This window comes from Zhongshania aliphaticivorans (genome assembly GCF_902705875.1).
GTDB classification, from domain to species: domain Bacteria; phylum Pseudomonadota; class Gammaproteobacteria; order Pseudomonadales; family Spongiibacteraceae; genus Spongiibacter; species Spongiibacter aliphaticivorans_A.
Window position 1 is genome coordinate 499,877 of record NZ_CACSIK010000001.1, and the last position, 12,241, is coordinate 512,117.

The 12,241-nt window shown below is 46.7% G+C and carries 10 protein-coding genes; 8 read left to right on the forward strand and 2 right to left on the reverse strand.

Annotation, left to right across the window (positions count from 1 at the left end):
- Nucleotides 1–14 precede the first annotated feature (14 nt).
- The 7 genes from manD (at nt 15) to AELLOGFF_RS02370 (ending at nt 8,080) form a co-directional block, all read left to right on the forward strand.
- Complete coding sequence (gene manD / locus AELLOGFF_RS02340) at nt 15–1,232, forward strand: D-mannonate dehydratase ManD (RefSeq protein WP_159267159.1); 1,218 nt, start codon at nt 15–17, stop codon at nt 1,230–1,232.
- 44 nt (nt 1,233–1,276) lie between these two features.
- Nucleotides 1,277–2,416, forward strand: coding sequence for a Gfo/Idh/MocA family protein (locus AELLOGFF_RS02345; protein WP_159267160.1), 1,140 nt, complete (start codon nt 1,277–1,279; stop codon nt 2,414–2,416).
- A gap of 25 nt (nt 2,417–2,441) precedes the next feature.
- Entirely contained in the window at nt 2,442–4,196 is a 1,755-nt protein-coding gene (locus tag AELLOGFF_RS02350; protein WP_159267161.1) for a sodium:solute symporter family transporter, read from the forward strand.
- Between the two features lie 155 nt (nt 4,197–4,351).
- Nucleotides 4,352–5,674, forward strand: coding sequence for an MATE family efflux transporter (locus AELLOGFF_RS02355; protein ID WP_159269247.1), 1,323 nt, complete (start codon nt 4,352–4,354; stop codon nt 5,672–5,674).
- Between the two features lie 56 nt (nt 5,675–5,730).
- Nucleotides 5,731–6,594, forward strand: a complete 864-nt coding sequence (locus AELLOGFF_RS02360) for a hypothetical protein (protein ID WP_200842586.1) — start codon at nt 5,731–5,733, stop codon at nt 6,592–6,594.
- A 111-nt stretch (nt 6,595–6,705) separates the two neighbouring features.
- The gene (locus tag AELLOGFF_RS02365) at nt 6,706–7,542 is read left to right on the forward strand and encodes a hypothetical protein (RefSeq protein WP_159267162.1); all 837 of its coding nucleotides are present in this window, start codon (nt 6,706–6,708) and stop codon (nt 7,540–7,542) included.
- 142 nt (nt 7,543–7,684) lie between these two features.
- Nucleotides 7,685–8,080 (forward strand): MAPEG family protein, encoded by a 396-nt coding sequence (locus AELLOGFF_RS02370; RefSeq protein ID WP_159267163.1) that lies wholly within the window; start codon nt 7,685–7,687, stop codon nt 8,078–8,080.
- 35 nt (nt 8,081–8,115) lie between these two features.
- On the opposite strand, the gene AELLOGFF_RS02375 is transcribed toward AELLOGFF_RS02370, so the two are convergent.
- Both AELLOGFF_RS02375 and AELLOGFF_RS02380 read right to left on the reverse strand, forming a co-directional pair.
- Complete coding sequence (locus AELLOGFF_RS02375) at nt 8,116–9,057, reverse strand: hypothetical protein (protein ID WP_159267164.1); 942 nt, start codon at nt 9,055–9,057, stop codon at nt 8,116–8,118.
- Nucleotides 9,058–9,427: 370 nt separating this feature from the next.
- Nucleotides 9,428–11,443, reverse strand: a complete 2,016-nt coding sequence (locus tag AELLOGFF_RS02380) for an NADPH-dependent 2,4-dienoyl-CoA reductase (protein ID WP_159267165.1) — start codon at nt 11,441–11,443, stop codon at nt 9,428–9,430.
- Between the two features lie 148 nt (nt 11,444–11,591).
- Here AELLOGFF_RS02380 and AELLOGFF_RS02385 point away from each other — a divergent pair, with 148 nt between their 5' ends.
- A complete protein-coding gene (locus tag AELLOGFF_RS02385) occupies nt 11,592–12,239 on the forward strand; it encodes a TetR/AcrR family transcriptional regulator (protein WP_159267166.1) in 648 nt (215 codons plus the stop codon).
- Nucleotides 12,240–12,241: the final 2 nt, after the last annotated feature.

Sequence of the window (12,241 nt, forward strand, 5' to 3'; positions counted from 1 at the left end):
CGGAGTCTCGCTAGGTGATTATTAATAATATAGAAGTGTTTGTATGTTGCCCCGGAAGAAACTTTGTCACGGTCAAAGTGACTACCTCTGAGGGGGTTTATGGTGTGGGTGATGCCACTGTAAATGGTCGTGAACAGGCTGTAGTGGCGCTCTTGGAAGAGCATGTTATTCCCTGCTTAATAGGCCGGAATGCACATGATATAGAAGATATTTGGCAATATTTATATCGCGGTGTTTACTGGCGCAAAGGCCCTATTAATATGGCCGCGACCGCAGCGATTGATATGGCGCTGTGGGACATCAAAGGTAAGGTTGCCGGTCTGCCCGTTTACCAGCTGCTCGGCGGCAAAAGTCGTAAAGGGGTTGGCTTATATGCCCATGCCAATGGCGAAGATATTGAACAGACCTTAGATAATGCCCAGAAACATGCTGCGGCGGGATTCAAGGCCATCAGATTGCAATCTGCCGTTCCCGGTCTTGATGTAACTTACGGCGTGCTAGGGGACAAAAAAGATTATTTTGAAATGCAGGGCAATAGACCATTGCCGCCTGAAGAGACTTGGTCGACGCAAAAATATTTCAATATGATTGTCGAATTATTTGATCGCGCTAGGAGCCGGCTCGGTAATGAAATACAGCTGGTACACGATGTTCACAGCCGACTCACACCTATTGAATCAGCCCGTCTCGGAAAGCTGCTTGAACCTTATAATCTGATGTTTTTAGAAGATGCCTCCATGGCGGAAAATCAGGATAACTATAAGCTAATCAGGCAGCACACCACGACGCCTCTCGCTATTGGCGAAACGTATAACACGATATGGGATTGCAAAGACCTGATTCAGAACCAGCTCATTGACTACATTCGAGTCGCGGCGACACATGCTGGGGGGATAACAGCCTTGCGCAGAATTACCGATTTTGCGGCTATGTTCAACGTAAAGCTGGCGCCTCACGGTGCACCAGATTTGTCGCCTATTTGTTTTGCTGCGCATATGCATTTGAATACTTGGGCGCCGAATTTTGGTGTTCAAGAGTTTGTTGGTTTTGGCGACCAAGATCTTCCTCAAATTTTTCCACACAACACGGAAATCGTTGACGGTATGGCCTATATCAGTGACGCGCCTGGTTTAGGTGTAGAGTTTGACGAAGAGGCCGCAAAAGCCTTTCCTTACAAGCGTTCTTACCTTCCCATTAGCCGTTTAGAAGACGGCACAATGTGGAATTGGTAGTCAGTGCTTCACCGGATTAAATAATAAATTAACAGGAGGGACTAATGGACACGAAGTTAAAAGTACTTATTCATGGAACGGGATTTGCCGGCCAAGGACACGCTGATGCCTTCCGCAGTGCGGGCGCTGAGGTGGTTGGCATTGTGGGCAGAACCCCCAGTGTGCTGGCAGAAGTTGCTGCCAAAATGGAAATCCCATATTCAAGTACAGATTGGCAGGCGGCACTGCAAACCTGTAAGCCCGATATTGTCTCTATTGCTACGCCGGGCGGCGCCCACTACGAACCGATAAAGCAGGCGATTGAGTTTGGCTGCCATGTATTCAGCGATAAGCCTCTCACCGCTAGTGGCGAGACCTCGGCAGAACTGTATCAATTAGCTAAACAGAAGGGCGTTAAGACAGCCTTCGCAGCCAGCTTCCGTTACATGGCGCATATCCTTCATGCCAAGCAATTGGTGGCGAGTGGTGCCATTGGCGAGCCCGTCGAGGTCGAATGTATATCGCATTTTAATTTAGAGCGTGACATTCCCTTTGGCTGGTCCCATCGCAAAGAAGATGGTGGTGGTCGTCTAAATAATAATTTCACTCACATGATCTCGATTGTTACCTCAGTGATTGGTGAAAAAATTCTCGCGATAGCCGGCGATGTTCGTGACGATTTGGGAAAGGCGCCGATTGTCGAAGGCGTGCATAACTTTAAAACGCGCAGGGATTTTATTCCCAAAGATCTCAATGACCCTGCATTAGAGTGGGGCGAGAGCAATGTTGAGTGGTCGTATACGGTACTGGCGAAGTTAGAAAGTCCATTTGCGAGCAAGCCGGTGTCAGCCCTGTTTAAGCATGGCGGACTAACGCCGAAATTTGATGAAAATCATATTGTGTTTTATGGCACTAAAGGCGCGATTTTTATTAAAGGCCACTACGGTATGGGGCCTTTGTATTTTTGGGATAAAAATGAAACTTGGCAGGAGCTGCCGATTCCTCAAGAGATCGCTGAGGATTTGCCAAATATTACTGGTGACACTGAGCGAAACTGGCATTTTCTTGCAAGGGAATTTGTAAAAGATATTCGGGGAGAGGCATTTACGCCGTACCCGTCCTTCAAGGAAGGCAGTCAGTATCAGCAACTCATTGACCTAATCAGAAATAATAATAACTGGACAGATGTTAGTCATCTGCAATAGCCATCGGCAATAGGTAGGTAAGTTCATGTTTTACGATTATCTTGTAATCGCAGTCTACTTTGTCATGATTCTTTCTGTGGGTGCCATTTTTGCGAGAATGGCTGAAAAATCCACAAGTGATTATTTCCGCGGTGGCGGGCGAATGCTGTGGTGGATGGTTGGCGCCACAGCTTTCATGGCGCAATTTTCAGCCGTTACCTTCACCGGTGCTGCCGGTAAGGCATTTGCGGATGGCTTTGCCATTTCGCTTGTCTATATTGCCAATACTTTTGCCTACTTTGTCGGTTGGGCATTTTTTGCTCATCGCTTTAGACAAATGCGAGTGGATACACCAACAGAGGCGGTAAGGCGACGTTTTGGTCATGGTAATGAACTGTTCTTTTCTTGGGCCTTAATTATTTTCTCCTTTCTTAATGCCGGTGTCTGGCTCAATGCCTTAGGGGTTTTTTCAAGTGCCGTATTTGGTGCGGATATTAGCGTAACTATTGTAGTGATAGGCCTGACGGTTGTGTTTGTATCGGTATTGTCGGGTGCCTGGGGGGTTGTTGCCTCTGACTTTGTGCAAACCTTGGTGGTTGCCGTTATCTCAGTGGCGTGTGCCATCGTGGCTTTGGTGAAAGTGGGCGGCCCCGTTGAGATGGTCAGTAATTTTCCCGGCGGCTTTCTCGTTGGGCCAAATATGAATCACACGATGATTCTTGTTGGAACGTTCCTGTTTTTTATCCCAAAGCAAATCATAACGATTATGAATCTTCATGATTCTTTTCGTTTTCTCACTGCAAAAGATTCAGAAAATGCCCGCAAAGCGTCCTTACTTGCAATGACCTTAATGGGCGTTGGCACTATTATTTGGTTTATCCCGCCGTGGGCGGCTGCCACATTGTACCCAGATGCGGCGGCAGGCTATTCAGAACTTGGCAGCAAGGCCGCCGATGCGGTCTACCTCGAGTTTACTCGCCTTGCAATGCCGGCGGGTACGGTAGGCTTGTTGATGGCGGCGCTTTTTGCTGCGTCGATGTCGTCAATGGACTCTGCACTGAATAAAAACGCTGGTATTTTTATTCGGAGTATTTATCAGCCATTTTTAGCAAGACGGAATAGAAAAAAGGATGATAAAAAGCTACTGCGGATTAGCCAGTTGATTAGCTTTCTCAGCGGCTTATTAGTGATCGCGGCAGCTTTGTTTTTTGCGTCCCTTAAAGAGCTTAGTTTGTTCGAACTGATGATGTCAGTGTCGACCATGGTGCAAGTTCCCTTATTGGTGCCCTTGTTGTTTGGCATTTTTGTGAAGAAAACGCCAGCGTGGGCATCTTGGGCGACGGTGGCCGTTGGCTTCTTTGTGTCATGGTTGGTGATGAATGTTTTTACCGCTGATGTGTTTGCGAGCATGGTGGGGATTGAGTCCCTAACAGATCGCGAAACGGTCGATATGAATATCATCTTAACGATTGGTGGTCATTTGTTTATCACGGCGGGCTTCTTCTGTGCGACGACACTTTTCTATAACGAAGCGACAGACATAAATAAGGTGGAAACCGAGCGATTTTTCGAGGACTTGAAAACACCTTACATTGCCGATGACCAGCAAGACGAAGCCGATAGTCAGCAGCGCCACAAACTTGGCTTAATGGTGATGACGATGGGGGCGGCGATAATGTTAATGAGCTTGATTCCAAACCCATTGTGGGGGCGGTTTATGTTTTTAATATGTGCGTCCATTATTCTCGCAATTGGCTTTATGCTAAAGAAAAGTGCTACGCAAGTAGCTGTAAATAGTTAGTTGATGATTGCGATGGTTTAGCGATTAGAGGCCGCTGGCAGCATTTTTCATCTTAGTGGATGACTACGCCTTTTCTGTAAGAAGATATAACGTCTATTTTTACGGGCGAGCTTGCAGAAAGGGATGTCGATAGGGAGTTTGTTGTTGTGAATTCCATGGTGAGTATGCGGAGTAATCTGGCTGTGGCGTGGCCATTGGCATTCAATGCCTTGCTAGTCCAGTCGATGCTAATGATAGATACTTTGTTGGTCGCACCGCTTGGTGAATTATCTGTCGCGGCAATGGGTATTGCATCTACGGTTGTGGCGTTTGTACTGGGTATTAAAATAGCGATTGGCAATGGTATACAGCTGCTTATCGGTCGAGCACATGGTAGAAAAAAACAAGATGAGCTAGCCGTAGTCTATTGGGTCGGTTTATTTGTCAATGTGACTAGTGCCTTGGTGTTCTTCTTTGTTCTTAGTGTTTTTGGTAGCAATCTTGTTGCCATCATTACAAATGATGCAGAGCTTGCAGAAGTGGTAGAGCGTTATATCGCGATCAGTAAATACGTGATTTTGATTACGGCTTACACCCAAGTTTGTACCGCATTTTATAATGGTCGAGGCAGTTCAACGGTGCCCCTTAAGGGCTTTTTAATTGAGCTGCCGTTCAATGTATTGTTAAGTTATATTTTGATAAACGGGTTTTGGGAATTTCGAGCCTTAGGTGTGGAGGGGGCCGCGTGGGGAAGTGTGGCAGCCGTTTTGTTGCGGGCGATATTCTTATATTTTTCATTGAGGGCAGAGAAGGGTGTCGACCTTTGCTATCCACGAGGTCAACCATTTTTAGCAGAAGTACAACGCCAATCTGCTGAAATTTTTCCTATTGCCGCAAACTTCTTTGTTATATCAGTCGGCGTGACGGTATACCAACTATTGTATGCACAACTTGATCTCATCGAATTTGTGGCCATAACTTTATTATTTCCATGGCTACGGGCGGGCACACAATTTACTAATGCTTGGGCACAGGCAGCCGCAATTAGTCTTAGTCAAGCAATGGGCGGGCGATTTAAGCAAGATCTAAATGTGTTTGTTAAAGATAGTGTGAAAATTGGGATGGTCTTGTCGATGATTATCGCAGGGCTGTTTCTTTTGCTCAGTCAATGTTTACCCTTTATCTATTCGGATGTCGATGCTGACACCCATAGGGCTTTGGCGACCATTGCACCACTGTATATAGCATTGCCTGTTTTGCGTGCCTACAACACGGTTTCTGGAAATATTTTACGGGCCTTAGGCGAGAGTTCACGGGTATTGAAAATTCATTTTATTACCCAGTGGTTGGTGTCTCTTCCGCTTTGTGCGCTGTTAATTTTGTATTTTGATGTTTCCATTTTCTGGGCATTCGCAATGATTCCGCTGGAAGAGTTGTTTAAAACAATTCCATTTTACAAATATAAAAGACTGAGTATGAGCCGAGTTGCGTTTGGCTAGTCCGTGGTGGATTGTGCTACAGCGTGTTGATTAAATTATTAGAAGAGTCTCTGACCATGATTAAAATCATAAAATTAATAATATTTACATTTTTTGTAGTGTATTTTGCGTCTTCCTGTGCGATGACGACAACACCGGCACCTGTGCGCTTAAGCCACGGTGTCGACGAATCTTCTGGCGGTTTGCCCAGCTATATAGTGCGCATTGCCAATGCCACATTCTATCTTGAAAAAACCGGTGGCGGGCTTTCGAGTATGGTCGACAAGGACGGTATAGACTGGATTGGTTTTCATAAGGAGCCGGGATCCGGTTGGAAAGGCGAGTATCGGGGCTTTCCCAATGCCATTCATAAGCAGGATGGCAGTTACTTTCATGCCATGAATGCGGGAACCGATCCTGCTAGGTCAGAGCTTACCGTGGAGGAGTCCGATCACGTTCAAATCATATTCACTTCTGCCAACGGCAAGTGGCAAGGGCAGTGGGATTTTTATGCTGACCGCTGTGATTTCACAATGACGGCTGTTAGTCCGGGGTATAAATATTGGGTGCAGTATGAAGGCGTGCCCGGCGGCGAAATGGATAAAGATGACTTTTGGTACGCTTCTGCCGACAATAAATCTCATCTTATTGATGAGCCCTTTAAAGGTGATCTACCTGCGCCGGAATGGTATGCCTTTGGTGATGTTAAATCACCAAGAATGCTTTATATACTGCACCACGAGGATGACGAATATCCAGATGATTACCTAAGCCGTCCCTATATGACGGTACTGGGTTTTGGTCGTAGCGTTAAAGCGAAACACCTTACTAGTCCGCAGACCTTTTCTATTGGCTTTGTCGAGTCAACAGAGCATCAACAGGTCGAGCACACTTTGAAGGGTATTCTAGACGGCCTTGCCGCACCGACATCAGGTAGGTAGCACTGGTAACTATATACAGATGGTAAGTAGATTAAGCGGGTGGTCTGTTGCGGATTTTCGAATAGAAAATGAAGGAATCATAGTGAGCATGTTAGGCGTGGAGTGTGTTTAATGAGAACTGCTATTAAGGTAATTAGTATCTCCGTACTTTGGCTTGTGGTTCTTAATGTGAAAGCGGGTGATTGGGTTTTAATTGATGATTTTGAAGCCTCTGAAAAATTTGCAAACTGGTCTTTGGCTGACCCAGATAATCAAACTAGGCCCAGAGTTGAAAGGCCTCAGGTCACTGAAATACGTGTAGAGCATTCGAGCGAAAATCATTATTTAATTAAAAAGCCAGCGGCTGAAGGTGTGGTTGGCAATCGTAAAGCGCTGAGCTCCCTCGCCTTGCCCTTGCCAGTTAAGGTAGGTGAGACATATACCTTTTATACTCGAATCAATGTTGAGTATTTCCCTAATAATCATTCCTTTGGTTTAAGCAATAAAACCACAGCAGAGATTGTTGAGCTTAACTACAATGCCTTTGAACCTATGATTCGGATTACTGATAAAGCCGAATCAGATGGCACAATAAATTCCGGTGCGCTCATGGTGTCCAAAGGGTTTAAACAATACGCTCCGATTGTGGACCCCACTGCGGATAAAAACGCCGATCGTATGCAAACTGATACTTGGTATGAGCTTTGGTATGTGGTGAATAATGCGCCGGCGGATGAGGGCGGACAACGTTTTGATTTATATATCCGTGGAGGTGAATTTGCTCAGCAGCAGAAGGTGTTTAGCAGTGGTGACTTTCGAATGGCTCGAGAAGAACCGCTAATCTCCTTTATGGCTATTTGTAATACAGGCCCTGTAGATGAGCCCTATGGCAATGGTGGCGTTCGTTACGACGATATTTATATGACAGTAGGTCTTGTTTTACATGCCCCGATTGATAATGCGCAGTAACCCTTAACCATTTAGCGGTTCCCTGTCGTGTGCAATTTTACGCATAGGGAAAATGTGTAAGTTCCTAAATTTTTGTTAAATACTCTACATTATTCCCTTGTGTTACATTGACGCCGAATAAAAATAAATTGGAGGAGATGTTATGAGTATTGCGTTTTGGTGCGTGTTTGTTGCTGGTTTAATGCCGGGTTTGACCGCATTAATTGCCAAAGTGGGTAAATCTGAAAATGGTCGTTTTGATAATAATCATCCTCGAGAGTGGCTGGCGCAGCTAGATGGTCGTGGAGCCCGTGTGGTTGCGGCAATGCAAAATGGCTTTGAAGGCTTTCCATTATTTGCAGCCGCGGTGATTATTGCGCAGTTTGGCGGCGCTGATCAGGCGAATGTTAATCTGCTGGCGATGGCGTATATTGGTGTTCGCGTGGTATTTACCATCTGTTATATTCAAAATTGGGCAACCTTGCGTAGCTTAGTTTGGGCGGCGGGTATTGGTGTGATATTAACCCTGTTATGCATTACCCCAACAGTGGGTGCCTAGTCGTATATATGCCTGTAGATGTTGGTTTGCAGGCATTATTCGTGACTAGCTGTTAAATCTGGTGAGCTGCTGAAATCGATTATCGCTGGTTGGCCTTCTGAGCCGACGACCACGTGTTTTCCATCTGCTGTAAATGCCCCCGCTTCTGCTTGGCGCATGCGATTCGGTGTGCGGGAAAAAGGTGTTCTATTTAGTGCCTCTAGCCAACTCTGGCCTGGCTTGCGGGTGAATAAATAAGTGTGGCGCAAGGTGACTATCATCGCTAGGTCACCTTTAGGACTAAAGGCCATTGCTGTTGGAGAGTGTCCACTAATGCCTCCTTGGCGCTGTTCTTTGTGCTTTTCAATGCTTGGGATACTTCGAATGTCGCCCACAAAGTTGAGTGGAATCGGTTTGCCCTCGATGGCATCAAGGGAGAAGCGATAAAGGCGAGGGTGTGTGTCTCGTTTACTAAGAATGTAAACAAATCGTTCTGCGCTATCGACAGCTAATGCTTCTGCGTCGTGGGGGCCATCTTCGTAGATTAGCGAATAGTGCCGCTCACTCTTGGTGTGGAGTATGGACTTGCTAATATCATTGGGTTCTTTGAGTAAATATACGTCTATGAAGGGTCGCAGGGCCATATTGTCGCCGATATCACCGACGAGCAAATAACTGCCGTTTTGGTCTTTAAAGCTAGTTATATCTTCCCAGTCAAATGCGCTGCTGCCGTCTACCCTTAGTTCTGTTACGAGGTCTCCTTTGTCATTCAGTGCAAATAGGCGGCTTCTGTCGCCACTGTCATTGTGTGCCCAATAGATATTTTGATGAGTGTTGCTGGCAGCTATGCCGCTCATTTCGGTTAGCGCATCATTGTCTACTTTAATGCGTTGAGTGGATTTGCCAACGGCTTCTTCGGCGTGAATTGACGACGCAAAATGAAATGTCAGGAATAAAATCAACAGAAACTGACCGATGGAGCTTATAGGGCCGGGCATGCATATCCTTTGGGCTGCGCTTATCTAGCGAATAATGAGTGTTTGGCTGATGAGGGTTGCTGGTATTTGGATGTAGTGATGGCTTCATTCGTTCCCGCAAAAAGAACAAAACATGATTTTAATTTACTAAGCTAAAGTCATGCCAATGGTAGGTGATGTGCGAAGATTGAACTAGTGCTGTTGTGTGAAAGTTTGATTGTGATGGTTGCAAGGGTGGTTGAGGCTTTGGTATTAACAACGTGAAGGTTTTAAGTCAGAATCCTGAGTATGGCTACTGTAAATAACTGCTCTTGCAGCGGCTGCATGACAGCGCTGCAAGAGTGGGTGAGAGGTTTTATTTACTCCCTCAGGATTCCTCGTTATGACAAGGTTATATTGTTGCCGCTAAACGAGTACCTTGATCGATTGCACGCTTGGCATCTAGTTCAGTAGCTAAATGTGCTCCGCCAATGAGATGCACCGAGCTAGTAAGGCCTTCGCTGAGTTCTGTGAGAGACTCCTGACCAGCGCAGACAATGATATTGTCTACGTCTAGGATACGCTCTTCATTACCGAGTCGAATATGTAAGCCGGCATCATCAATTTTCAGATATTCGCAACCGGGCAGCATATTAACGCCTTTTTGCTGCAGCCCAGCACGGTGAATCCAACCGGTTGTTTTGCCCAGCCCGCTGCCAACTTTAGATGTTTTGCGCTGTAGTAAAAATACTTCGCGTGGTGACTCAGATACATCGGCTTGTACTCCCTCAATACCGCCGCGTGCCTGCATAGTCATGTCTACACCCCATTCGCGCATAAAGGTCGAGATATTGGTGCTAGCGTCGCTGGTATGAGTGAGGAACTCGGCAACATCGAAGCCGATACCACCGGCGCCAATAATAGCGACTTTTTTACCAACCGCTTTGCGATCTCTGATGACATCTAGGTAGCTTAAAACTTTAGGGTGCTCAATGCCTTCGATGGGAGGGGTGCGGGGTTTTATACCCGTAGCCAGAACTACTTCGTCATAGTTACCGCTATTCAACGTAGACTGATCTACGGTTGCGCCGAGCTTGGTATTAACACCCGTGAGGGCAATGCGGCGCTCAAAGTAGCGAATGGTCTCGTTAAACTCTTCTTTTCCTGGGATTTGCTTGGCAATGTTGAACTGACCGCCAATGCTGGGTGCTGCGTCAAATAAGGTGACGCTGTGGCCACGTTCGGCTGCCGTTGTTGCAAAGGCTAAACCAGCGGGGCCGGCACCAACCACGGCAATATTTTTACGGTTATCACTTGCCGAAATGGTGATCTCAGTTTCATGACAGGCGCGGGGGTTAACTAAGCAGCTGGTTAATTTACCACTGAAAATGTGATCCAAGCAGGCTTGGTTGCAGCCAATACAGGTATTGATTTCATCGCTGCGACCCGCTGCGGCTTTAGCGATAAAGTCGGCGTCAGCAAGAAATGGCCGCGCCATTGATATCATGTCAGCATCACCACGAGCCAATACATCTTCAGCCACTTCGGGTGTATTAATGCGGTTAGAGGTAATAACAGGAACGCTAAGTTCGGTGCGGAATTTAGCTGTTACCCAGGTAAATGCGGCGCGCGGAACCTTGGTCGCAATGGTTGGAATTCGCGCTTCGTGCCAGCCAATACCGGTGTTAATTAAGGTTGCTCCCGCTTTTTCTACGGCTTTTCCTAGAGTTAATATCTCGTCGTAGCTGCTGCCACCTTCGACAAGGTCAAGCATTGATAGGCGATAAATAATAATGAAATTTTCGCCGGTAGCTTCGCGTACTCGGCGGACAATTTCCACGGGTAAACGCATGCGGTTTTCGTAATCGCCACCCCATTCATCGTCACGATGATTGGTGCGCTTGGCTAAAAACTGATTAATGAAATAGCCTTCTGAGCCCATAATTTCTACGCCATCGTAGCCGGCTTTCTTAGCCAGTACCGCAGTTCGAACAAAGTCTTGAATCTGTTCTTCAACTTGATCGAGGCTGGCGGCTTCGGGAGTGAAGGCGTTGATGGGGGCTCTGATTGCTGATGGTGCAATGGGGTTTTCGTTAAACGCGTAGCGTCCGGTATGCAGAATTTGCATACAGATTTTACCATCGGCTTTGTGAACGGCGTCGGTAACAATACGGTGGCCTACGCAATCTTCTTCGGTGCGTAGCATTTTGGTGTGCTCGTGTGTTGCCGCGCGAATATTGGGGCCGAAACCGCCAGTAACAATAAGCGCTACGCCGCCACGCGCACGTTCAGCAAAAAACGCAGCCATGCGCTCAAAGCCATTCTCTGCTTCTTCAAGGCCGGTGTGCATCGAACCCATTAGAACGCGGTTTTTAAGCACGGTAAACCCGAGATCTAAGGGCTTTAACATATTGGGGTACTGGCTCATGGTATTACTCTCCGGGGTATTACTTGCGCTTTTAAGGCGGCGTTTATCGTGGGTTGGATCAATTTGAATAGCAAACTAGACGGTGTCAAGTTTGTTGAGATTACCTCTCAATATAGACACTGTCAAGATACCTTGGTAGATTGGCGCAATGAAAAATGACTCAAAACCTCTTCCTGCCTCCGCTCTAGTGAGTGACAAGCCCTATCATCACGGTGATTTGCGGCGTCAGATTTTGGATGAAGCGGCTCGACTGTTAAAAAGTGAGGGGGAAAGCGGCCTCTCAATGCGCAAGTTGGCGCAAAACCTCGGCGTGTCTCGCACTGCGCCATATCACCACTTCACAGATAAACAGGCTTTATTGTGCGGTGTCGCTGAAGAGGGCTTTCGTCGATTGAGAGAGGTCATTGGGACGCAGCCCCGCCTTGCCAGTGCAGCAATAAGTGAAGAGGCCGTGCGGGACTTTGTTAGGCGTTATGTGCAGTTTTCGATTGATAATGCCGAATATTATGAGTTGATGTTTGGCGCCCGCCTTTGGAAGTCGCAACAGCTCACTGAGTCGCTAAAAGTGGAGGCTTACGATGCTTTTAAGACCTACCTTGAGCAAATTCGTCACTGGCAGCAGGAGATTCAAAATGCCGAACTCGACCCTCTGCGTTTTGCCCAAGTGAGCTGGTCAACATTGCACGGTATGAGTCGCCTGCTCATTGATGGTATCTATCTCGATATTACCGCCATCAATGTTATGACCGATACCGCCGCAAAAATGTTTTGGCAGCAACTGTATCAACCTGAATAGCG

What these genes read in the sequence shown, in the direction of transcription:
- AELLOGFF_RS02385 (WP_159267166.1), top strand. Translation starts at nt 11,592, where the DNA reads ATGAAAAATGACTCAAAACCTCTTCCTGCCTCCGCTCTAGTGAGTGAC.
- AELLOGFF_RS02370 (WP_159267163.1), top strand. Translation starts at nt 7,685, where the DNA reads ATGAGTATTGCGTTTTGGTGCGTGTTTGTTGCTGGTTTAATGCCGGGT.
- AELLOGFF_RS02380 (WP_159267165.1), bottom strand. Translation starts at nt 11,443, where the DNA reads ATGAGCCAGTACCCCAATATGTTAAAGCCCTTAGATCTCGGGTTTACC.
- AELLOGFF_RS02355 (WP_159269247.1), top strand. Translation starts at nt 4,352, where the DNA reads ATGGTGAGTATGCGGAGTAATCTGGCTGTGGCGTGGCCATTGGCATTC.
- AELLOGFF_RS02360 (WP_200842586.1), top strand. Translation starts at nt 5,731, where the DNA reads ATGATTAAAATCATAAAATTAATAATATTTACATTTTTTGTAGTGTAT.
- AELLOGFF_RS02365 (WP_159267162.1), top strand. Translation starts at nt 6,706, where the DNA reads ATGAGAACTGCTATTAAGGTAATTAGTATCTCCGTACTTTGGCTTGTG.
- AELLOGFF_RS02345 (WP_159267160.1), top strand. Translation starts at nt 1,277, where the DNA reads ATGGACACGAAGTTAAAAGTACTTATTCATGGAACGGGATTTGCCGGC.
- AELLOGFF_RS02375 (WP_159267164.1), bottom strand. Translation starts at nt 9,057, where the DNA reads ATGCCCGGCCCTATAAGCTCCATCGGTCAGTTTCTGTTGATTTTATTC.
- AELLOGFF_RS02350 (WP_159267161.1), top strand. Translation starts at nt 2,442, where the DNA reads ATGTTTTACGATTATCTTGTAATCGCAGTCTACTTTGTCATGATTCTT.